We start from the raw sequence: 22,414 nt of genomic DNA, 5'->3' as shown, positions 1-22,414 counted from the left end.
GCATCCATGCCGATTTCTGACTTCCGGGTAACCCATATTTGGTCAACTCATGCCTTGCGTAAGGTGTGTTCGGGGCGCAGCGGATGGCACTCGACGCGGAGTGGGTACGCATCGGTGCGTTCGTCGAAACACCTCCCCGCGGACCGGTTCCTCACCAAAGGTGGCCCATCGTGCCCGCATCACACCCACTCCTCACGTTCTTCACGGACGCCGCCTCCGGTCGCTTCCCACCGGTCGACGGCCGGGTGACGGTGCTGCCGCCACTGCCCCGGGGCCTCGAATGCTCGGTCGCCTTCACCGGCCACGCCGTCGTCGCCACCGCCCTGTCCCACCGGGCCGTGCACGCCCAGGGCCCGGACGGTTTCGGCGCGTCGCTCGCCCCCGACTTCCTACGTCACCTCGCCGGGCCCACGGGCTGGATCGGCGTCATCGACGCCACGCTCGCGGCCCGCGGGACCGGCGGACCCCCGCGCCTGGCCGAGCTGACCGACGCGGACGACCACGCCCGGGTCCGCCACGCCCGGTGGCTGCGGACGGACGTCCGGGTGCACGGCGACGAACGCGGCCTCGTCACCCTGGCGGGCGGCCTCGCCGGGCGGCGGGAGCTGAGCATCGAACTCCACCGCGCCCAGGGCGGCAGCAGGCGACACGGGCGCTCGCTCCTCGCCGACGCCCTGTCCCTGGTCCCGGCGGGCGAACCGGTCTTCGCCGCCGTCTCCCCGGGCAACGCCCGTTCCCTGCGCGCCTTCCTCGCCTGCGGATTCACGCCGATCGGCAGCGAGGTCCTGCTACGTCCCGAACGGGACTGACCGAACCGGTGGTCCGTAGCGTGCCGGCTCCGCATCACAGCCGATGCCTTCCTTCAGCACTTCATGCCCCCGAGCACGAAGCTCTGGCTCAGGGCGCAGGCCCTGCGGCCGCATCAAGCCGATAGCGCACCGCACGAAGTCCCCGGAATTCTGTCGCCTCCTGCGCAGCCCGTACCCGCCGAAGATCCGTAGCCCAATCGCACTCGGCAACTTCCCCTCGCACTCAACCACGCAGAACGCCCTGCGGGCCGGTGGCCGGTTCGATGCGGTGCGGTGCGGTGCGGCACCAGCGGCGCCTTCCCGTCACAATGTGCCGCCAAAGGAACCCAGTTGAGATTTCCACTTGCCCGACGTGAGCGACTCCTCGAATACCGCAAGGCTGACCATTGACCTCACCTTTACTCAAACAATGCCATCTGTTTAGATGTCTTTAATCGGTAGCGCAGGGCGGGTGCATGTGAGCACGTCGTTCCCTCTCCGACCTTGGCGGCACACCGCCCGAACCAGGAACGGTGCGGGCGACTGACGTGCACCGGCACACACCCACGCCATGAGCCGATACGAAAGCGGATTTGCGCTTCCTGCCGTAGAGACCGGAAAGAGTCACTGCTTTGCCTATATCGAAGACCCTCATCACCGCTGCCGTCGGCGCCACGGCCAGTGCGGCGGTTCTGGCACTCGCGGCCCCGGCTTCCGCGGCCCCGACGCCCGCCGTCCCGGCGGCCGTTGTTGACGCTGGCCAACCGGCCACGGAGACCGACGAGAATCCGCCGGTGCTGCGCTCGGCGGCTGGTTCGACCGCGATCGGCGCCTTCACCTACAGCGCAGGCGGACTGACGATCAAGGTCCCCGCGGGCTGCTTCCTCACGCATGCCGTCAGCGGCAAGGGGCTGAAGATCAACTCTCAGCGGGCTGGCGTTGACTGCGTAGGCCCGATGGCCATTGCCGCCAAGTTCTGCAACACCCGCATCGAGTTCCACTACGCGGACACCAACAACAAGACCTACCGCATCGACAAGGGCCCGCTCAATGGTTCGTGCAAGACCGGTACCGTTCCCATGCTGAGCAAGGGAGCCAAGACGGTCAAAGCAGGCAAGACCTGCGCCCAGTTGTGGATCAACGGGCAACGCAAGGCCGTTCAGTGCCACTACATCACCAAATAGCAACGGAATGAGAGATGATCACGGGTATGAGCCGTAGCCGGCGGAACTGGTGGACGGAGATTGCAATCGGCGCTGGTGTAACCCTTGTCGTCTTCCTCGCGCTGTCCGCGATTGTCTCGGCTGCTACTGGTTCGACATACGCGACGATGAGCGATGACACCGGATGGCTGCTCGTCGTTCCCGCCGTCGCGGCGGGCGGCTGGGCCGCAGCTCGCTATCGACGGCGTTGAACAGCTCACACTTTCTTGATCAAGACAGTGATGGAGCGCGACTCCGGACCGGGACGGTCCGTCGGATGTTCCGACGGACCGTCCCGGCAATTCTCCCGATCCCTCTTCGCAAGGGCCGTGGCCGAAGCCTTCCCCTCTTCGAGGGGCGACGCGAACGGTGTGGCACACCCATCTCCACGAAGGTGCACCAGACCGTTTCCCGGCTGCTCAGAGGGAGCGCAGCTCGGCCACCAGAGCCTCTGCTTCCAAGGTCGGTGCGCCGGGGCCGTTCATCGCGGCATGGCTCAGGGCGATCCGAGCCCTGCGGAGCGGGAGGATCTGCGGTCGTTCCCGCCGGTCGCCTACGGGCGTTGCAGCCGGTGGCGAGACCACAGGTAAGCGATCAACGACAGTCTCCACCGGCCTCGAACCGCGTTGTGGTCGCGTGACCGGCCGGAACGGTTCGGGTCCTGGAAGCCAGTGAACGAACACCACCGACCCTGGTCGGCCGACGGAACGTGGGAGCGTCGGCTTCAAGAGGTCCAGGCCGCTGCTGACACGGCGGGTGAGATCGATGGGGACTTCGCGGTGAACTCCACCATCGTGCGCGTGCACGGCACGCGGCAGGTGCCAAGGGAGGTGGCTCGGGAAGTGAGGGCCCGGGCCACCCGTCGGCGAGAAGCTCATGTGGCGGAGGGCCGCCAGGCTCCAGCACGAGGTACACGTAACTGAACACCGTCGGGCGGACGGTCGACCGGCTCAAGCACGCTCGGACCACGGCCACTCGCTGCGCCATGCGCGGCTACGGCTTCCTCGGCACCATCACCGTCGCAACCCGCGTCATCTGACTCCGCACGTGAACGCCAGGGCAGGTCCCAGAGGTGCGCGACGCCCACTGGGAGGGACCGAACCCGTCGCAAGACTTCTATCAAGTGATTCAAATGTGTGATAGACAACGAGGCGCTCGCCCAAGTGCTCCCCCGCTCGCGTCCGCTGCGTCATGTGAGGAGACGTCACATCATGTGGAAGGCCGACTCGTTGAGGTTCGGGGCGTTCCTGGCTCCGTTCCATCCGCTGGACGCCGATCCGGCGCTGCAACTGCGGCGCGATCTCGATCTGATGGCGCACCTCGACCACCTGGGCTTCGAGGAAGCCTGGATCGGCGAGCACCACTCGACCGGCGCCGAGATCGTGCCCGCTCCCGACCAGTTCATCGCGGCCGCCGCCGAGCGCACCTCCCGCATCCGGTTCGGTACCGGCGTCGTCTCGCTGCCGTACCACCATCCGTTGGTCACCGTCGACCGCATCACGCAGCTGGACCTCCAGACCCGCGGCCGGGTCGTCCTCGGCACCGGACCGGGCAAGATCCCGCTCGACGCCCACATGATGGGGATCGACCCCGCCGACCAGCGGCGGATGCAGGGCGAGGCGCTCGACGCCGTGCTGCCGCTGCTGCGCGGCGAGGTGGTGACCATGGAGACCGACTGGTTCACCCTCCGCGACGCCCGCGCCCAACTGCCCACCTACGACCCGGCGGGCATCGAGGTCGTGGCCGCCTCCACGGTCTCTCCGAACGGGTCCGTTCTCGCCGGTCGGAACGGCCTGTCGCTGTTGTCGCTGGCCGCGAGCTCCCCGTCGGGCTTCGACGCGCTCGACCGGAACTGGGAGATCTACGAGAAGGTCTCCGCCGAGCACGGGCACGTCGCCGACCGGGCGCGGTGGCGCCTGGTCAACCCGATGTTCCTGGCCGAGACCCAGGCCGAGGCCGAGCGGGCGGTCAGCCGCCGGATCCAGGCCATGGCCGCGTACGCGAACCGGCAGAACGGCCGCTACCCGGAATGGGGCCGGACCCCGCGGGGCGTCATCGACCACTGGCGCAACGACTCCCTCGGGGAGTTCGGCCAGGCCGTCATCGGCACCCCGGACCAGGCGATCGCCCAGATCGAGCGGCTGATCGAGAAGACCGGCGGCTTCGGCACGCTGCTGATCCTGCACGTGGACATGGCCAACTGGGAGGACACCAAGCGCAGTTACGAGCTTTTCGCCTCCGAGGTCGTCCCGCACTTCCGCGGGCGGAACCGCAACCGGCAGGCCAGTCTGCAGTTCGCCGAGGACCACCGCGAGCAGTTGATCGGCCGGCTGGTCGGGGCACTCACCAAGGCGCACACGGACTACTACGGCGAATCGGCCGGGACGGGAGCCTGAACCATGCGCGCAGTGCAGTACCTGGACGGGGCCTTCACGCTCACCGACGTACCCGAACTGCCGCCGCTCGGACCGCGGCAGCTGCGCATCGAGGTGGCCGCGTGCGGCATCTGCGGCAGCGACCTGACGGTGTCGAAGGACCCGTGCCGGTTCGTCGAGGTGGTCGAGGGCGCCGACTACCCCCTCGCCCAGTTCGACCCGCGGCGACCGGTGGTCCTGGGGCACGAGTTCGCGGGAACGGTCGCGGAAACCGGCGCCGAGGTCACCGACTTCGCCGTCGGGGACCGGGTGGCGGGCCTGGGCATCGCCACCGACACCGACACCGGCATCCCCAAGATCATCGGGTATTCGAACGCCTATCACGGCGCGTTCGGCGAGTACATCACGGTCGACGGTGCCTGGGCCCGACACGTCCCCGAGGGCCTCTCCCTGGAACACGCGGCGCTGGCGGAACCCCTCCACGTCGGCGAGATGCACGTCCAGCGCTCCGGCCTCACCCCGGCGGACTCGGCCCTGGTCATCGGGTGCGGCACGATCGGACTGGGCGCGATCGTCGCGGCCAAGGCCCGCGGTGCGCGCACCGTCATCGCCTCCGAGCCGTCGCCCAAGCGGCGCGAACTCGCCGTCGCGCTGGGCGCCGACCATGTCGTCGACCCGACCGAACGGGGCCCCGTCGCGTTGTGGAACGCGCTGGTGGCGGACGGTGCGGCCGGCGACGGCACCCTCATCGCCTACGAGTGCAGTGGCCGGGCCGGCATGCTCAACGCCCTCCTGCACCAGCTTCCGCACGACTCGCGCATCCAGGTCCTGGCCGCACCGTTCGCCGACGAGACCATCATTCCGGTGGTCGGCCAACTCCGGCGGATCACGGTCAACTTCGGCCAGGGGCCCACCGATCGTGCCTACGAGATCGTGTTGCAGCGCCTGGCCGACGGCGAGATCGACGCGGACGCGCTCATCACCGGCCGGGTGGGGCTCGAAGGCGTCGCGGACGCCTTCACCGCCCTGCGGGACCCCGCGGAACACGTGAAGATCATGGTGCTGCCGCGGCGCACGGCCGACGACTGACGCCGGCCGGCCCCGTCATCCCAACATGCGCTCCGCGCCACCGATGACGAAGTCCACCAGGTCCTCGTAGAACGCGACCAGCTCGTCGCGGCCGAGCCGGCTGCCCCGCGTCGCCAGGTCGTCGGCCTGGCTCAACGTCTGGAGGAATCCCATCACCACGATCGGCCAGCGCAACTCGATCCGTTCGGCGGCGCAGTCGGGGAAGGCGCGCCGCACCTGCTCGCGCAGGCCCGCTGCGACGGCGTCCTGACCGGTGGACTCGATGGCGGGCCGGCCGGCCCGCGAGATCTGCACCACGATCTTCACCCAGCGCATGCCGCGCACCCGGTGTTTGAGGAGGAGCGCCAGATAGGGGTCGGTCAGGGCACGCACCACGTCGGCCGCAGTGGGGGCCGCTCGCCGCGCGGCGAGCGCGTCCACGTTGCCGGCGATCTGATCGCGCACCGCGGCCCCGACCCCGAGCAGCACCGCGGCCACCAAGTTCTCCTTGGAACCGAAGTGGTAGTGCACCGAAGCGGGTCCCTGCCCGGCCGCGGCGTTGATGGCCCGCACCGACACCGCGTCCACACCGTGTGCGGCGAACAAGCGCTCCGCGGCCTTGATCAGCCGCTGCCGGGTGGCGTCGCCCTGCCGGTTGTACGAGGTGGAGGCCATGCGCCGCAGCCTAGTCGACCGCGCCGTCGAGTCGGGCGGCCCGGTGTCACAGCTGGATCGACCGCTCCAATCGTTCGCTCGACTTCATGTCGTTCGCTCGGTGTCACGTCGTTCGCGCGACGTCATGTCGTTCGCGCGACGTCATGTCGTTCGCGCGACTTCATGTCGCCGCTCCCGAGGGAGGCCCAGTGCTGCCAGAACCACGCTTCGTCGCCACGAACGGCGTGCGCCTCGCCGTCTTCGAGGCGAAGCCGGAGCGCAGGACCAAGGACGTGTGCGTCGTGCTCTGCCACGGCTTCCCGGAACTCGCCGCGTCCTGGCGGAAGCAACTACAGCCCCTGGCCGACGCCGGCTTCCACGTCATGGCGCCCGACATGCGGGGTTACGGCCGGTCGAGCGGCCCCGAGGACCGTCGCGCCTACAGCATCGCGGAGACCACGGCCGACGTCGCCGGCCTGATCGCCGACGCCGGCTACGAGAAGGCCGTGGTCGTCGGCCACGACTTCGGCGGGATGGTCTCGTGGATGATGCCCCACCTCCAGCCGGACTCGGTGGCCGGCGTGATCACGCTCAACACACCCTTCGGCCACTCCCGGGAGAACCCCGTGGACCGGTACGCGCAGCTCTACGGGCCGCGGAACTACGTGGCGCACTTCCAGACCCGGGAGTGCGAGCAGAAACTCGACGAGGACCCCGAGCGCTCTTTCCGCTTCTTCATGCGGCGGGACACCGGCTCCGGCACCAACCTGTCCCGCACCGGCCGCCACGATCCCGACAGCATGGGCTACATCCACTGGCTCTGGGACGACGAGTCGACCTGGCCCGGCGAAGTCCTCATGACACCTGCGGAGTTGCGCTACTACGCCGACGCCTACACGCGCACCGGCTTCCGCGGCGGGCTCAGCTGGTACCACAGCATCCTCCGCAACTGGGAGGTGCAGACCGCGCTGTTCCCCGACGGCAACGTCCCCAAGGTCGACGTGCCGGCCCTGCTCATCGCGGCCAGGCACGACCCGATCTGCCACCCGCTGCTCACCGACGACCTGCTCCGGTACTTCGCGGAGTTCGAGCGCCGGATGATCGACACCGGTCACTGGACCCAGCTCGAAGACCCGGAAGGCACCAACGCGCTCCTGCTGGACTGGCTGAACCGGCACTTCTGACGGGCCGTGCGCGGGGCCCGGCACCGGCGGAGGGCTTCGGTGCGGGTGCGGGCCGGGGGCGAAGGGTGCTGGTCCCGGGCGCGGTCGGCCGCGATGAGCGGGATACGCGTCCGTCACACGTGTCCCTCGGTGAACCTCCCCCTGTGCAGGTGCGAACGCGTCTGTGCGTCGGCGGCGAGCCGGTGCGGCGGGCGCGGCGCGGCGAGGCGCGGCACTGCGCTGTGGCGAGGACATCGACCGCCGGACCCCGTCCGAATTGCTTCCCTGTTCGAGCCGTGCATGGAGATTTCGAAAAGGTCACTGATAGATTTGTATAAGTGGTGAAGACCGCGGCGTGGCTGGAGGGGGTGGGGTGATGGCAGTTGTGTCTGCGGCGGCTGCGGTGCCCCGGGCGGGCCACTCGCGCAGCGCGGAGGGAAGACGCAGTGACAGCGACTGGGCGGGGGCCGGGCGGGCCGGATGAGACCCGCGGGCCGTCGGGCCGTCGGCGGCGGACGCCGCGGGAGCCCCTGACCGGCGCGGGCGACGGCGTGCGGGCCACGACGCCCGCGGACCCCGAGTACACGTTGCAACTGAGGATGCCACCGCCCGCAGCCGCTGACGGTGCCGCGCCGGCGCCGCGGTCGGAGCGGGCCGGCGGGCGGGCCGGCCGACGTCGGGCCGTACGGTCCTCCTCGGCCCGCATACGCCTGGGCGCGCAACTGGCTGCCCTCGTCGCGCGCCTGGCCCCGTTCACCCGCCGGATCAAGCCACGCTATCCGCGCCCGGGCCGCACCGGTTGGCGTCGCTGGGCGCCCTCGTGGCGGCAGTGGCTGGGCGTCGCGTCGACGGCCGTCGGCCTGACCGGTCTGTTCCTGGGCATCGCCTACGCCACCACCGACATCCCCACGGACCTGAACACGTACGCGACCCAGCAGGACAACGTGTACTTCTGGTCCGACGGCACACCGATGGCCCGTACCGGATGGGTCCAGCGGCAGGCGATGCCGCTGAAGGAGATACCCGAGGACGTCCGTTGGGCCGTGCTGGCGGCCGAGAACGAGAGCTTCTACGAGGACCCGGGCGTCTCGTTCAAGGGCCTCACCCGCGCCCTGTGGCGGACGCTCGGCCGGGGGGACACCCAGGGCGGCTCGACCATCACCCAGCAGTACGTCAAGAACGTCTACCTGAACCAGGACCAGACCGTCAGCCGCAAGTTCACCGAGGCGATGATCGCCCTCAAGCTCGACAACCGGATGAGCAAGGACGCGATCCTGGAGGGGTACCTCAACACCAGCTGGTTCGGTCGCGGCACCTACGGCATCCAGCGCGCCGCACAAGCCTATTACGGCAAGGACGTCAGCGAACTCGACGTGAGCCAGGCGGCGTTCCTCGCCTCGCTGCTCAAGGGCGCCGGACTGTACGACCCCACGCTCGGCGCCGCCAACCACCAGCGGGCGGTGGAGCGCTGGAAGTGGATACTGGACCGGATGGTGCGGATCGGCAAGCTGTCGCCGGACGAGCGGGCCAAGTACCGGACCTTCCCCGAGCCGCTCAAGCAGAACCCGCTGTACGACACCGGCCAGCAGAGCGACTACCTCGTCGAGGTCGCCTCCCAGTACGCCCAGAAGGCCGGGCACATTCCGGCCAGGGATTTCGACCTGGGCGGCTACCAGATCTACACCACCTTCGACCGCAAGCGGGAGGCGGCGCTCGACGGCCTGGTGGCCACGGCGCGCAAGAAGGCCCGGCAGAGCGACCCGGCCGCGGCGGCAACCGCCCACTACGGCATCGCCTCGGTGGCCACGGACGGCCGCGTCCTCGCCGTCTACGGCGGCCCCGACCACCGGAAACAGGGCTACAACGAATCCAACGCCGCGACCGTACCGGCCGGTTCGGCCTTCCTGCCGTTCGTCTACGCGGCCGGGCTCGAACACGGCGTCGTCAAACAGCGGGACGCGCCCCGGGAGAAGGTCACCGCGCAGTCCCGCTACGACGGCAACGACGGCGTGCCCGTCAGCACGCCGGAGGGCCCCTACTGGAACCGCAGCGGCAAGAAGGTCGCCGCCCACAACGACGACCGCAGGTCGTGGGGCCCGATCACGCTCCGCAAGGCGCTCGCCGAGTCGGTGAACACGCCGTTCATGCAGTTGGGCATGGACACCGGCCTGGACAAGGTCAAGCAGACGGCCCAGGCGGCCGGACTGCTGCCCGGCAGCATGGGGCCCCAGGTCCCCGACCTGTCCCTGGGCAGTTCCACGCCGAGCGCGATCCGGATGGCCAGCGGCTACGCCACCTTCGCGGCCGCGGGACAGCACGTCGAACCGTACTCCGTGCGCCAGATCACCCGGAACGGTGCCGCCGTGCCGCTGGCCACCCCGGAGAAGCGCCGCGCGGTCACCGCCGGGGTGGCCGCCGAGGTGACGCGGGCGCTCACGGACGCGTTCCGCTCCGCCCACCCGGGCGCCGCGCCCGCATCGGCCGCGGTGTCCGGCAAGGCCGGCACCACCGCCGACGACACCGCCGCCTGGTACGTCGGCACGGCCCGCGCCGTCTCGACGGCCGTGGTCGTCTACCGCATGGACCTGGCCAAGAGCCTCGAACCGCTGCCGCTGGGCGGGCTCGCCGGAACCGCCGCCGACAGCGTCCCGTACACCATCTGGGCGGGCGCCGCGAGCCCACTGCACTGAACGGTAGACCGCCCGCCCCCGCACGCACCGCATCCGGACCGGAACCTCCCACCGCAGATTTGGGCCCCGAATGAAGTCGACTCCAGGCCGCCGCCGCAAGGCGCGCGCACCCCACCGCACCCTCCGCACCCGCTCCGCGGTCCTCGCGTCCGCCGTCCTCGTCGTCTGCTCGGCCGTCGCGGGGTACCTGGTGCTCGACCAGGCCAACGGCGACGCCCAGGCGTCCTCCGGCGACAAGGGCGCCTCGCTCGACCGGGGGCCCGCGAAGCCCCCCAAGGAGCCGGCCTGGGACGGGAAGACCAAGATCCTCGGGGACGGCTCGACCTCCTACACCGGGCCGCAGAAGAAGCAGTTGGCGGCGAAGCCCCTCAAGCCCGGCGAGCAGCCGCCGCAGTTCGTCGTCTTCTCCTGGGACGGCGCGCTGGAGGGCGAGGAGCGGCTCTTCTCGCACTACCGCGAGTTGGCCAAGGACAACGACGCCCACATGACCTTCTTCCTCACCGGCATTTATCTGCTGCCCAAGAGCAAGCAGGACCTCTACCACCCGCCCCAGCACCCGGTGGGCTCGGCCGCGATCAGCTATCCCACCGACGAGCACATCCGCACCACCCTGACCCAACTCTCCGCGGCCTACGAGGACGGCAACGAGATCGGCACCCACTTCAACGGCCACTTCTGCGGCGCCAAGGGGGGCGGCGACTGGAGCGTGGCGGAGTGGAAGAGCGAGATCGACCAGTTCTACGACTTCGTGGAGAAGTGGCGGACGAACACCGGCTACCGGGACGTTCCCGCCCTGCCCTTCGACTTCCGCAAGGAGGTGACGGGTGGGCGCGCCCCCTGCCTGGAGGGGCAACCGAACCTGCTCAAGGCCATGAAGAGCTACGGCTGGCGCTACGACGCGAGCTCCCCGGGCGACTTCCAGATATGGCCGACCAAGAAGGACGGCGTCTGGGACTTCCCGCTCCAGATGCTGCCGTACCCCGGCGGCGACTACCAGGGCCTGTCGATGGACTTCAACTTCCTCTACAACCAGTCCAAGGGCGAGACCAAGGGTGATCCGGCCAAGTACGCGACCTGGGAGCAGCAGACCGTCGACTCCTACATGGCGGGCTTCGACCGCGTCTACTACGGGAGCAGGGCGCCGCTGTTCATCGGCAACCACTTCGAGGACTGGAACGGCAGCATCTACATGAAGGCCATCGACCAGGTGATCAAGAAGACCTGCACCAAGAAGGGCGTCAAGTGCGTGTCCTTCAAGGAGCTCGCCGACTGGCTGGACGTGCAGCGGCCCGAGACGCTGCAGCGGCTGCGCGGACTGGATCCGGCACAGGCCCCGGACTGGTCCACGGTCGTCAAGTGACCCCGAAGTCAACCTGGCTGCAATTGTGCACACCCCTTCACACCATGCACACATCTCATGCGAAAATGCGCTCGCCCGGTCCGTGTGCCGGCGTAGAGGGGAACATCGTTGACATCGAGAAGAACAGGCCGCGGGCGGAGCCGCACCACCGTCATCGCGGTGGCGGCAGCCTCACTGGCCGCCGGAGTCGTGCTGCCCAGCGGAACCGCCGGCGCGGCGGTCGCCGACGGGCCGACCATGGACCGGGCCACCAAGGCCACTTTCCAGCGGCTGGCCGATGCGGTCTTCGCCGATCGCACGCAGTCCCTGGTGGACGGCGCTGGCGGCGGACCCCAGCAGGCACACCCGCGTCGGACGTCCGGCTTCACCGGGCAGGTGCGGCTGTCCGCGGCGCAGGCCCGCGAGGAGGGCGCCACGCTCGACGCCCTGCGCGCCCGCAAGTCCCGGCTGGCCCGACTCGGTGAGAAGTACCGCGGAGCCAGCACCGAAGTCGTCCTCGACGGGGCGACGTTGACGGGGCGTCGGGCCACGGTCGACGTCACCGAGACCACGTCCCTGACGTACGAGAAGGCCGAGCCCGGCCGGCCCGGGACCACCGGCTTCCAGGCCCACCACCGGCTGACCTTCCAGGCCGACCGCGACGACGCCTGGCAACTGACCGACGTCCGCGACACCGACGACGGCTACCTCGCGGTGAACCAGGTGGCCAGGCCCAGCGTCGCCGCGCCGGCCACCTCAGACGACCCGCCCTCGGCCACCCGCTCGGCCACCACGCGGCCCGCGCCGGCCAACCCGAAGAACTTCACGGCCACCGGGTACGACTACGCCGCCATGGCGACGTACGCGACGAAGTACTGGAGCCGGTACAACCCGGACTACCCCGACTTCAGTGACGCCGGCGCCGGTGGGGACTGCACCAACTTCGTCAGCCAGGCCCTGAAGGCGGGCGGGTGGCAGCACGTCCCCGGCTACACGACGGACTTCCACAAGTGGTTCGGCAACGCCGAGATCCAGTCGGACTCCTTCGTCGGCGTCAACGAGTTCTCCTGGTTCGCGCTGTCCTCCAAGCGGGCCACCAGCCTCGCCAACGTCTACCAGATGGACGTCGGTGACGTGCTGCAACTGGACTTCGACCGGGACGGGTCCAAGGACCACTCGATGATCGTCACCAGCCGCAGCCGGCAGGGCGTGCCGTACCTCACGTACCACTCCACCGACACCTACAACAGGTCGGTGGCCAGCATCGTCGCGTCGTACCCGAGCGCCGCGTACTACGCCTACCGCACCTGAGCGGTGGCCGCTGGGCGTCCGTGCCCGGCGCAGGACTGCGGGGCGGTCGCCGAACGTCCGGAACTTCTCGACGGCTGCCCCGCAGCGTTGCGGCCGACGGCCTACTGGGCGTCGTACCAGGTGGTGCCGTCACCGCCGTCGTGGCCGATGGTCTGCGTCATGACGTTGCCGTCCTGCCAGTACTTGGGGTGCTGGTTCAGGAATCCGGGCACGGACCGGATCGAGGTGGCGTCGCACGCCAGGTCGGTGCGGATGCAGAAGCGCCGCACCGGGACACCGTCGTACTTCGCCGGAGCGGCCCCCGTGGACGTGAACCCCAGGGCGCTCCAACCCTGCGGAACCCGCGCCCAGATGCCGGTGCCGGGTTGCATGGGGTCGGCGTAGAGCATGCCGTTCACCTGCGAGCGGGGTATCGCGGTGCGGCCCTCGGCGATCGTCCGGAGCACCTGGTCGGCCGCCTGGGCGCCCTGGGAGTACCCCACGATCGTGAAACGGGCCTGTGGATCGCGGTGGTAGGTCTTCTCGGCGGCGGCCAGCAGGTTGCGGTACCCCTCCCGGACGCTGGCGTCGTAGCTGAGGGCGCCGACGTCGGGGGCGTTGTGGCCGTTGAGCCAGGGGCCGGCGCTCGCCGGGTAGCAGACGGGCACCGGGATGCCGCCGTCGAGGTGCTTGTTGGCGAACGCGAAGGTGGAGGTGCAGTCGGGCGCGGGCGCAGCCGAGCCCGTGCCGCCGATCTCCAGGTAGTAGTGGTGCACCGGAGCCGCGTGGGCGACGGTGGGCGTGGCGGCGGTGAGGGCCACCGCCGCCGTCGCGCCGGCCGTGCCGATCGCCGTCTTCCATCTGGCGCGCAGGGTCATCGCTCGGCTTCTCCTTGGGCTGGGACGGGACAAGTCGTCCGTGAGGGAACGACGTTAGCCGTCGTCGTTGGAATGGGGATGAAACACGGGGGACAAAGCACCGGCACAGCGGACGGTGCCCGGGCCCCGGGGGTCAGCGGGTGTCGTCGGTGCGGTGGCGTTCGACGAGCGCCCAGAACACGAAGGGGTTCGGGATCCTGGACTCCGGTCCCCACCGGTGCTGCTCACCACCGGTGGTGAGCACGAGGAACCCGCCCTGCACGCCGATCCGCTGCACCTGTGACCACGACGTGCACCGTCCACCCGATCCGACCTGCTCCCTGGTCAGCCAGACGTCTCCGAAGGAGAGGCGCTGACCCCGCTGGAGCGCGGCCAGGGCGCCGGGTAACTGGGCTTCGGTGACGGCCCGTTGGAGCTCCGCTTCCCAGGCCGGCGGTTCACCGCCGGCCGGACCGCCGCGCAGCACCAGGTGCCGCCGGTCGACGTCGGTGAGCGTGTGGAGGACGGCGGTGCCGGAAGGGGCGGCTCCACGCGACCGGGTGCGATGTCGGAACATCGCGGTGGTGTCGTAGCGGACGACGTGGATCCGGCCGTTCAGGGCGACGGTCGCCCCGTGCTCGTACAGGTCCAGTCGCGCGTTCGGACTCGCCCGCGACGCGACGGACCCGCCGCGTCGGGCGAGGTCCGCCAGGAGACGGACCGCGCGGAACGGGCCCCTGCGCGCGCGGGGGCGGTGGACGGTCGCCGGGTAGGTGGCCCGTCGTCGGCCGAGGCGGGCGCGGCCGGCCGCCGCGGAGATCCGCGCCAGCAGCAGCTCCGCTCCGCGGGTGCGCGGCGTCGGTCCGGTCATGGCGCGGTCGGAGCGAGGCCGGCATCGCACCCGCGCATGATCGTCTGGTGGGTCCGCTGGAGCAGCCGGCTGGGCAGGACCCCCAACTCGTCGGCCAACCGGCGGCGGGTGCGCTCGAAGACGGACAGCGCGTCGGCCTGCCGGCCGCTGAGACACAGCGCGCGCATCAGCATCGCGGCGACCGGCTCGTCCAACGGCTGGGCCGTGGCCAGCGCCCACAGCTCGCCGACCGTCTCGGAGTGCCGGCCCAGCCGCAGTTGCAGGTCCAGCTTGCGCAGCAGCAGCCCGGTCCGGCGCTCGGCGAGCCGCAGCCGCTCCAACTCCACGAACGGGCCCGGGAGTCCGGCGAGCGGCTCGCTGCCGAACAGGCCCAGCGCCTGTGCGTGCACGCGGACCGCCTCGGCCAGTTCACCGCCCCGCTCGGCCGCACCGGCGGCGGTGACCAGTTCCTCCATCCGCGCCTCGTCCACCTCGACCGCGCCGGGCACCAACCGGTAGCCGCACCGGTCGTGCCGGATCACCGACTCCGTGCCGTTCCCGGTCTGGAGGACCTTGCGGAGCCGGTAGATGTACACCGGCACGACCTTCGTGAGCGGCGGCTCCATCCCCCAGATCCCGTCGAGCAGTTCGTCCTTGCTGACCGTCCGGTCCCGGCACAGCGCCAACGCCGCCAGCACGGCCTGCTGGCGAAGGTGCCCCAGGTCCACCGGCTGCCCGTCGTACGACGCCCGCAGCGGCCCGAGCACGGAGATCCGCACCCGCCGCTCCGGCGCCCGGCGGCCGACGGCCCGCGGCACGGGGCGGGCCGCCACGCGGGGGCCCCGTCCGGGCACGACCAGCCCGCAGTCGAAGGCGTGGACGATGGCGGCGGCCCGGTCGCGCAGTTGCAGCTTGACGAGGATCCGGCGGAGGTGGACGTCGACCGCGTGCTCGGGCAGGGCGAGGACACCGGCGACCTCGCCGTCGGTCAGGCCGCAGCCGACCGCGCGGAGCACTTCGCGCTCCTGGCCGGTGAGTTCGGTGGCGGTCGGTCGGTCGAGGGCCGCGGTGGTCGGCATTGCGGGCTCTCCTGAGCTGAGGCGGTCGGACGGTTGCCGACGACGCTGGTCCCGGGGCGGTGAAACGAACAGGCCGGCAGACCGGCCGTATCCGGCCGGTGGCCGCGCTAGAGTCCCTCACCTGGGGAGATCGACATGCCGGGGGAAGGCCGAGACCCGTGACCAGTGAGTTCAGTGCGCTGTTGAAGAGGCTGCGGCGGGAGGCGAACCTGACGCAGGAAGCCCTGGCGGAACGCGCCGGGGTGGGCGTCCGCACCATCCGCGGGCTGGAGACCGGCGAACGCGCCGACCCACGGGTGACCACCGTGCGGCTGCTGGCCGACGCGCTCGGGCTGCGTCCCGAGGAACGCGAACGGCTCCTGTCGACGGCCGTCCTGAGAACTCCGGGCGGCGAGGTTCCGGACGCCGAGAGTCCGACGGAACCACCGGTTCCGCCCGCCGCTGCCTCCGCCCCCGAGCCGACGGCGAGCGGTCCGACGCGGTCGCCGCTGCACGAGGTCCTGGCCGACGTCGCCGACCAGGTCGCACAGACGGTGGCGGCCCGCTGGCGGCGCGAGGAGGAACAGCGGCAGGTCCACGACCCCTATCCGCTGCCGGTGCGCTGGCGGCCGGTCGCCGAGGAACTGACCGACCACTGGGCCAACATCCGCCGCCTGCCCCCGGGGAGCGCCCCCACCCCCCTGGAACTGGGCGGGCAACTCGACGCGATCGTGGACGTCTACCGGCGCATCCCGTCCGGGCGGCTGGTGGTGCTGGGCCGCTCGGGCTCCGGCAAGACGATCCTCGCCGTGCGGTTCGCCCTGGACCACCTGAAGGCCAGGGGGCACGCCGACGCCGTGCCGGTGATCTTCAGCATCGGCTCGTGGGACCCGACCGCCATCACCCTCCGGGACTGGCTCGCCGCGCAACTCAGACGCGATCACCCCGGCCTCGCCGCCCCCGGGCCCGGTGGGACGAACCTCGCCGAGGGGCTCGTCGAGACCGGCCGGATCCTCCCCGTCCTGGACGGCTTCGACGAGATCGCCGACGGCCTGCGCCGCCCCGCGCTGGAGGCCCTCAACGCCACGACGCTGCCGCTGCTCCTGACGAGCCGTCCGGCCGAGTACGCCGCCGCGGTGGCCGAGACCGACGTCCTCACCTCCGCCGCCGCGGTCGAACTCACCGATCTCACCCTGGACGATCTGGCCGCGTACCTGCCGCGCACCGCCCGCAAGGCCCGCGGCCGCTCGGCGACCGGCTGGGAACCCGTACTGCACGCCCTGCGCGAGCGACCGCGCACCCAGGCGGGCACCAACCTCGCCGCGGTGCTGACCACTCCGCTGATGGTCACCCTCGCCCGCGCCGTCCACAGCGACGCCCCCGACGGCGACCCGGCCGCGCTGCTGGACACCCGCCACTTCGGCACTCCCGAGGAGTTGGAGGACCACCTCCTCGACAACTTCGTCACGACCGCCTACCGCCCCCGCCCCGGCAGCGGGCCGCTCCGCGCCTGGGACCCGGAACGCGCCCGGCACTGGCTCGGCTATCTGGCGCAGCACCTGAACCGGCTCGACACCCCCGACCTGGAGTGGTGGCGCCTGGGCTACGGGATGCGCCGCACCACCCGCGCCCTGGTCACCGCCCTGGTCATCGGCCTGACCATCGCGCTCGTCGACGGCGTCGTCGGCACCCTCTTCGACTCCGTGGCGTACCAGCTCCTGGACGGGCTGGTGGCGGGGCTCCTCACGGGGCTCCTGTTCGGGATCGCGTACTGGTTCATGGTCGCGGCCAAGGACGCGGCCGTGGAGCCGTCCGCCGTCCGCATGAGAATCCGCGGCGGGGAGCGGAGAACCGGGCGGAATCCCCTCCGCCGCCTGATGATCGGGGCGCTCTGCGGCCTGGTGTTCGGCGTCGGCTACGGCTTCGTGCGCGGGGTCCTCAACGGCGCCATCGCCCACGTCCCGCTCCCGTTCGTCCTGGCCGGCAGCATCGGCGACGGCGTCCTCTACGGCCTGATGTTCGCCCTGGCGGCCGGCCCCGCCCTCGGACTGCTCACCCTCTTCGAGACCCCGCTCGACATCCGCTCCGCCCTCAATCCGATCAGCCTGCTGCGGACGAACGGCCGCACCGTCGCCACCCAGCTCCTGGTCTGGTCCCCGGTCTTCGGCGTGCTCGTCGGCTTCGGTTCCCTGGCGGTGGTCTACCCCGCGGCGGCGGTGCTGGGTCCGGTCGCCTGGAATCTGACGGCCGCGCTCAAACTGGGCCTCATCAGCGGGCTCGGCGGCGCCCTCGGCTACGCGTTCAGCCTGACCTCCTGGGGCCAGTGGACGGTCTTCTCCCGGATCTGGCTGCCGTTGACCGGCCGGCTCCCCTGGTCCGTCGTCGCCTTCCTCGAAGACGCCTACCGGCGGGGCGTGCTCCGTCAGGCCGGTGCGGTCTACCAGTTCCGCCACGCCCGCCTCCAGCACCACCTCGCCCGCGGCCCTCGCGCACCACTGCGGACTTCCGACCCGGACGGGAGCCCGCGCGGTGGGCCATTGAAGTGACAGCGGTTTTTGCGGGTGTTGGGGGTGTTTGCCCCGAAAGGTGCGGGGCAGGCGGTCGTGCGTCAGGGAAACACACCGACGCAAGGAGGAGTGTCACCATGGCCGCCACCGACAGGACGACCGTGACGACCGGGCAACTGATATAGGTGTCGCGAAGCGGGCTCCGGGCCGCGTCGTGCGCCACCGCGCACGCCCGGCACGGGGCCACCAGGAGCGCACCGAGGGCGACCCGCACGAGGCAGCGGAGCAGCCCGAGGACGCGCTCGGCGGACAACGATGCGGGCAGGGCCACCGGGGCGATTCTCCTCTCCCGCACGCGGCACGACGATGGCCCGGAGACTCCTCTCCGGGCCATCAGTGCGTCACCGACGGTCCGTTGGGCGCTGGTCCGGCAACGACGAGGAGGACGTACCAGGCGCGGTCCGGGACCCTGCCCTCCGTGGCGCAGCCCCACAGCGCACCGGGCCCCGCCGCTCGCGCCCCGACGCGCGGCACCGCCTGCGACGAACGCGCCGGCGGCGGACAATCGGCCCATGGTCTTCTCACGTCCAGTCCGCCTGTGGCTGCTCCCCAACGTCGCGCTGCTCGCCGCACTCATCGTCTGGGGCGTCCTGCGCTACCCGCATCTGCCGGACCGGATACCCCGGCACATCGGCAGCGACGGCGTGGACGCCTGGGCCGAACCGTCGATCGGCACCGCGTTCGCGCTGGTTTTCGTGCACCTCGGAGCGACCGTGCTGCTGACCGCCTGTGCCGAGCTGACGCTGCGCGTGACGCCGGAGGCCGAACTGCCCGAGGACACGGCACCGTTCGGCAACGGGCTGGTCAGATCCTCCCTCAACCGCCCCCGCACCCGCGCCTCCGCGCTCCGCACCGCCAGGGCGCTGCTGGTGCTCAACGCCTGCACGGGCGTCTCGCTCCTCGTCGGCTGCGCGGTGCTGTGGCGCTCCACGGCCGACCGGCACGTGTCCGGCTGGCTGTTCGCGGCCATGGTGGTGCCGCTCCTCGCCGGGACCGCCGCGACGGTGCTGGCCGCCGTGCGCGACCGCCGCACGCCCGTGAACTGAAAGCCCCCGGGCGGCGCGGGGAGGGGTCTGGGGCTCCATCGAACGCCACGTGGCCTGGTGGAACGGCCGTCGCGTTCGACTGGGCCGACGGTACGGTTGCCCCATGGGGGAAGCTGGAGACGAACGGGACGACCGCACGGTGCACCACCGGACCCGCAACGACGTCAGCGGCAACGTCACGGGTCCCGTCGGGCAGTTCGGCACCGTGTACGGAGACGTCACGGTGGGCGGACAGCCGGCGGAGAGCCCGGAGGACGCCAGGTGGCGCGCCCGCTACCGGGAGCGGCTGAGCCGCCAGTGGGACGCCGAGGACGCCGCGCGGGCCGAGGCGGAGCGACGGGCCGAGGCGGTGCGCAGGGCCCAGGAGGAAGCTCCCGCGATCCGGTGGCGCAACGAGGACCTCGCCTGGCGCAAGCGCGTCGCGGTCCGCCGGACGTGGGCAATCGCCCTACTGCTGCCGGGCGTTGCGGGATGCGTGGCGTTCGCCGTGTCGGGACCCGAATCCGGCTACCGCGGGATCAGCGCCGTCGTCGGGATGGCGCTCTTCCCGGGGCTGGCGTGCCTCGTCGCCTACCTCCTCGCGACCGTCCGGTACCAGCTGTGGCGCGGCTGGTAGCGCGCACTGGCCCCTCATGCGCGTACACCTCCAACCATGACGCTCGTTGACGCGTCAGGCGAGGGGGCGGCAGGGCGGTGCCGGCCGTTCGTGAGGTGCGGGGCGGTCGCGGTGGCGCGCTGCACGCCGCTCAGCCGGGTCGGCGCCCGAAGAACTCGATCAACGCCGCGGCCGTCGCCGCCGGCTGGTCCTCGGCGACGAAGTGGCCGGCGCCGGGGAGGGTGCGGCGCTCCGCGCCAGGGATGGCGGCGGCGAGCCGGTCGCCCGTTGTGGTGGGGAGCCATTGGTCTTCGGCGCCCCACAGGACGAGGGTGGGCACGGCGATCTCGCCCAGCCGGTCGACGGCCTCGCGGGTGTCTTCGTAGGTGACGGCGCAGACCTGGTCGACCCAGCGCCGCTGCCCTTCGGCACCCGCCCAGGGTGCGCGGTAGGCCGCGGCGGCCGCTTCGGACAGCGGGCGGTGTGCGGCGGTGCGCAGGCGGGCGGTGACGAGGTCGTCGAAGATGTGGGCCGGCATGGTGCGGTACGCCTCGGCGTAGCGCTGTTGGTGTTCGGTGAAGGGGGTGTTCCAGGGGCCGAGGACGGCGGCGTCGAGGAGCGCGAGGTGGGAGGCCGGCACCCCGTCGTGGAGGTGGGCGCGGACGACCACGCCGCCGCCGATGTCGTGACCCACGAGGGCGGGTGCGGTCAGTCCCCAGTGGTCGACGAGCTCGGCGAGGGTGCGGGCCTGCTGGGCGATGGAGGGAGTGGCTCCGGGGGCGATCCGGGAGGCACCGAAGCCGAGGAGGTCCCAGACGTGGACGGTGTGGTGGCGGGCGAGGGTGGGGACGGCGTTCCGCCAGAGGTAGGACGAGGCGGGGGTGCCGTGGACGAGGACCACTGGCGGACCCTCGCCGAAGACGCCGGTGGCGACCTCGCCGGCGGCGACCGGTACCCGCTGGTGGAGCTTCCACGGGGTGGGCTGGGCATACGCGCTCACGCCGATCCCTCCAGAGCTAAGGGGTATAATGGATTTTCTCCAGTTACTCTACATGGAGTAAGCCTTGAAGTTCCTTTTTTCCGATTACGCATTGGGTGCAGGTGTCGCGACCGACCTGGTCAACACCTCCGCCCTGGTCCGCAGGAGCACGGGCGAAGTGCTCATGGATCCCGCCGCGCTCGACCGCTTCCTGGTGGAGTACGAAATTCCGGTCGACCCCGCGGACCTCGGGCACCGGGCGACCGAGCAGGATCTGGAGGAAGTGGTCGCGCTGCGCCGGGAGTTGCGCGCGCTCCTGGAGTCCGACAGTGAGGATCAAGTGGTGGCCGGCGCGAACGCCCTGGTCAGTCGGGCGAGCGTGGCTCCGTCCCTCGAACGGGACGCGGACGGGCGCTGGCAGTGGTACGTGACCACGGATCCGCAGGCCCCGCTCGCCCAGCAACTCGCCGCCCTCATCGGCACCGGCCTCCTGGGCGTGCTCCGCACGCTCCGTCACGAGCGCATCCGGCACTGCGCCTCACCGGTGTGCGACGGCATGTTCGTGGACACCAGCAAGGCGGGGCGGCGCCGCTACTGCATGCCCGAACTGTGCGGCAACCGCCTCAACGTCGCCAAGCACCGCGCCCGCCGGCTGTCCGCCCCGGAGCCGAACGGAACCACGGAGGCCGGCGGAACGGGTCGGGGGGCGGCGGGCACGGGCGGCAGCCAGGACACCCCGGACCTCGGCACCGCCGAGCGCCGGCCCCGGTGAATGCCGGACCCATTCCCTTGGCACCGCCCGTTACGACGGCTACTCGTCCGGTTTCACGCGCGCTCATGCAATACAGCCTCTCTGCGACGGAATTCACCGGAGAACTCCTGACACAACGCGCAGCGAGCCCTAGCAGAAAACCAGGACCTCTTCAGTGCGCGGCGCCACCACGTGACATCCCCAAGGTGACAGCACCTCCGAGAACCTGACCGTGAGTGCTTCGGCCCGCCACAAGCCCTCATCGAGAGCCAGGGCCTCAAGCAGCAGTGTCCCTAAGGCGGCATCGGCTTTTGCCACCATCACCGAATGAGGTCCGAGCGTGCACCCGTGCCGGGCCGGCGGCCGAGGGCGTCGAGGCCCGCCAGCAACACCGAACCGGGCCACGCCAACGGACACTTCGGCCGCCCCGCGGCACCGCCCGGGATAAAGAGGACCCTCTCTCTTCACCGAGGACCTTTAAGGCTTTCTGGACCTCTGCCCGTTACACCCATTCCGTGAAGACCACCAACGGCGCCGCCGCGAAAAGAAGTGGGCACTCCGGGATCACCCGGAGAGTTGACCAGGGAGATCCGCAATCAAGCGCCTCTCGCACGGGCCGGGCTCGATTGGCTTCAACTCCCCCATTTACCTTAGAATTTGGGTGCACCAATCGAAAGGGGCGCCGTTGTGGCCGTGAAGGAAACCATCCAGGTCGACGAATCTCAGAAGAACGAGCCGGGAGTGCAAGAGGTCATCACTCCCGTACCGGTCGGCAGTGAGGTCATCAAGAAGGCGACGTACTGGCGGTCGATCCTCCAGGACGACCTCGACCCCCAGGCGACGGACGGCGTCACGACCGTGAAGCTCGCCGTGCCGGCCTTGGTCGAGGAGGAGTACGAGACCGGAGAGACCAACGAAGACGGCACGGCGAAGCTCGGCGTCCGTCAGATCCGTGACACGCAGTGGTACGAGATCGACCTCAGCGAAGCCAACGTGGCCGCGCTCCAGGAGGCGGTCAAGCCCTTCACCGACGTGGCCCGCACGATCGAGGCCCCCACGGTGAAGCCTGCACGCAAGAAGCGCACAACGAAGTGATTGTCGGCGCCCCCTCGCAGCGAGGGGGCGTTCTTGTTGTGCGGGGA

Annotated in this window: 18 protein-coding genes; 13 read left to right on the top strand and 5 right to left on the bottom strand. The window is 70.8% G+C overall.

Annotation, left to right across the window (positions count from 1 at the left end; genetic code table 11):
• Window positions 1-170 precede the first annotated feature (170 nt).
• The 4 genes from ACJ6WD_RS29860 (at window position 171) to ACJ6WD_RS29845 (ending at window position 5,454) form a co-directional block, all read left to right on the top strand.
• Window positions 171-809 (top strand): hypothetical protein, encoded by a 639-nt coding sequence (locus ACJ6WD_RS29860; RefSeq protein ID WP_233660942.1) that lies wholly within the window; start codon window positions 171-173, stop codon window positions 807-809.
• A 611-nt stretch (window positions 810-1,420) separates the two neighbouring features.
• The gene (locus ACJ6WD_RS29855; RefSeq protein ID WP_233660943.1) at window positions 1,421-1,972 is read left to right on the top strand and encodes a hypothetical protein; all 552 of its coding nucleotides are present in this window, start codon (window positions 1,421-1,423) and stop codon (window positions 1,970-1,972) included.
• Between the two features lie 1,229 nt (window positions 1,973-3,201).
• Window positions 3,202-4,386, top strand: coding sequence for an LLM class flavin-dependent oxidoreductase (locus ACJ6WD_RS29850; RefSeq protein ID WP_038524386.1), 1,185 nt, complete (start codon window positions 3,202-3,204; stop codon window positions 4,384-4,386).
• A gap of 3 nt (window positions 4,387-4,389) precedes the next feature.
• The gene (locus tag ACJ6WD_RS29845) at window positions 4,390-5,454 is read left to right on the top strand and encodes an alcohol dehydrogenase catalytic domain-containing protein (RefSeq protein WP_407616900.1); all 1,065 of its coding nucleotides are present in this window, start codon (window positions 4,390-4,392) and stop codon (window positions 5,452-5,454) included.
• 15 nt (window positions 5,455-5,469) lie between these two features.
• Here the strand turns inward: ACJ6WD_RS29845 and ACJ6WD_RS29840 are convergent, their stop codons facing one another.
• Window positions 5,470-6,108: a TetR/AcrR family transcriptional regulator gene (locus ACJ6WD_RS29840; RefSeq protein WP_233660945.1), complete on the bottom strand. Its 639-nt coding sequence runs from the start codon at window positions 6,106-6,108 to the stop codon at window positions 5,470-5,472.
• Between the two features lie 188 nt (window positions 6,109-6,296).
• Between ACJ6WD_RS29840 and ACJ6WD_RS29835 the strand changes: the two genes are divergently transcribed.
• The 4 genes from ACJ6WD_RS29835 to ACJ6WD_RS29820 all read left to right on the top strand — a co-directional run bounded on the left by ACJ6WD_RS29835 (window position 6,297) and on the right by ACJ6WD_RS29820 (window position 12,590).
• Window positions 6,297-7,271 carry an alpha/beta fold hydrolase gene (locus tag ACJ6WD_RS29835; protein ID WP_407616899.1) on the top strand — a complete coding sequence of 325 codons (975 nt, stop codon included), beginning with the start codon at window positions 6,297-6,299 and terminating at the stop codon, window positions 7,269-7,271.
• A gap of 578 nt (window positions 7,272-7,849) precedes the next feature.
• Window positions 7,850-9,940: a transglycosylase domain-containing protein gene (locus ACJ6WD_RS29830; protein WP_407616898.1), complete on the top strand. Its 2,091-nt coding sequence runs from the start codon at window positions 7,850-7,852 to the stop codon at window positions 9,938-9,940.
• Window positions 9,941-10,010: 70 nt separating this feature from the next.
• Entirely contained in the window at window positions 10,011-11,300 is a 1,290-nt protein-coding gene (locus ACJ6WD_RS29825; protein WP_376553666.1) for a hypothetical protein, read from the top strand.
• 174 nt (window positions 11,301-11,474) lie between these two features.
• Window positions 11,475-12,590, top strand: a complete 1,116-nt coding sequence (locus tag ACJ6WD_RS29820) for an amidase domain-containing protein (RefSeq protein ID WP_331247933.1) — start codon at window positions 11,475-11,477, stop codon at window positions 12,588-12,590.
• A gap of 101 nt (window positions 12,591-12,691) precedes the next feature.
• Here the strand turns inward: ACJ6WD_RS29820 and ACJ6WD_RS29815 are convergent, their stop codons facing one another.
• The 3 genes from ACJ6WD_RS29815 to ACJ6WD_RS29805 all read right to left on the bottom strand — a co-directional run bounded on the left by ACJ6WD_RS29815 (window position 12,692) and on the right by ACJ6WD_RS29805 (window position 15,355).
• Entirely contained in the window at window positions 12,692-13,447 is a 756-nt protein-coding gene (locus ACJ6WD_RS29815; RefSeq protein ID WP_233660949.1) for a PE-PPE domain-containing protein, read from the bottom strand.
• A gap of 133 nt (window positions 13,448-13,580) precedes the next feature.
• Window positions 13,581-14,297 (bottom strand): DUF6585 family protein, encoded by a 717-nt coding sequence (locus ACJ6WD_RS29810; RefSeq protein ID WP_331247904.1) that lies wholly within the window; start codon window positions 14,295-14,297, stop codon window positions 13,581-13,583.
• Entirely contained in the window at window positions 14,294-15,355 is a 1,062-nt protein-coding gene (locus tag ACJ6WD_RS29805) for a BTAD domain-containing putative transcriptional regulator (protein WP_233660951.1), read from the bottom strand. Before ACJ6WD_RS29805 ends, ACJ6WD_RS29810 begins: the two co-directional genes overlap by 4 nt.
• 158 nt (window positions 15,356-15,513) lie before the next feature.
• On the opposite strand from ACJ6WD_RS29805, the gene ACJ6WD_RS29800 reads away from it, so the two are divergent.
• The 3 genes from ACJ6WD_RS29800 to ACJ6WD_RS29790 all read left to right on the top strand — a co-directional run bounded on the left by ACJ6WD_RS29800 (window position 15,514) and on the right by ACJ6WD_RS29790 (window position 19,563).
• Window positions 15,514-17,880: a helix-turn-helix domain-containing protein gene (locus ACJ6WD_RS29800; RefSeq protein ID WP_407616897.1), complete on the top strand. Its 2,367-nt coding sequence runs from the start codon at window positions 15,514-15,516 to the stop codon at window positions 17,878-17,880.
• A 533-nt stretch (window positions 17,881-18,413) separates the two neighbouring features.
• The gene (locus ACJ6WD_RS29795; RefSeq protein WP_331247902.1) at window positions 18,414-18,947 is read left to right on the top strand and encodes a DUF1648 domain-containing protein; all 534 of its coding nucleotides are present in this window, start codon (window positions 18,414-18,416) and stop codon (window positions 18,945-18,947) included.
• 103 nt (window positions 18,948-19,050) lie between these two features.
• Window positions 19,051-19,563, top strand: coding sequence for a hypothetical protein (locus ACJ6WD_RS29790; protein ID WP_376553673.1), 513 nt, complete (start codon window positions 19,051-19,053; stop codon window positions 19,561-19,563).
• A gap of 130 nt (window positions 19,564-19,693) precedes the next feature.
• Here ACJ6WD_RS29790 and ACJ6WD_RS29785 read toward each other — a convergent pair whose 3' ends face one another.
• On the bottom strand, window positions 19,694-20,542 hold the full coding sequence (locus ACJ6WD_RS29785) for an alpha/beta fold hydrolase (RefSeq protein WP_233660954.1): 849 nt from the start codon (window positions 20,540-20,542) through the stop codon (window positions 19,694-19,696).
• A 91-nt stretch (window positions 20,543-20,633) separates the two neighbouring features.
• Here ACJ6WD_RS29785 and ACJ6WD_RS29780 point away from each other — a divergent pair, with 91 nt between their 5' ends.
• The gene (locus tag ACJ6WD_RS29780) at window positions 20,634-21,293 is read left to right on the top strand and encodes a CGNR zinc finger domain-containing protein (RefSeq protein ID WP_407616896.1); all 660 of its coding nucleotides are present in this window, start codon (window positions 20,634-20,636) and stop codon (window positions 21,291-21,293) included.
• A gap of 666 nt (window positions 21,294-21,959) precedes the next feature.
• Window positions 21,960-22,367 (top strand): Lsr2 family protein, encoded by a 408-nt coding sequence (locus ACJ6WD_RS29775; RefSeq protein WP_016573067.1) that lies wholly within the window; start codon window positions 21,960-21,962, stop codon window positions 22,365-22,367.
• Window positions 22,368-22,414: the final 47 nt, after the last annotated feature.

The sequence above is a fragment of the Streptomyces sp. VTCC 41912 genome (assembly GCF_045799175.1).
Classification (GTDB): domain Bacteria; phylum Actinomycetota; class Actinomycetes; order Streptomycetales; family Streptomycetaceae; genus Streptomyces; species Streptomyces albulus_C.
The sequence above is the reverse complement of the archived record's forward strand: the minus strand, read 5'-3'. Positions and strand labels throughout refer to the sequence as shown.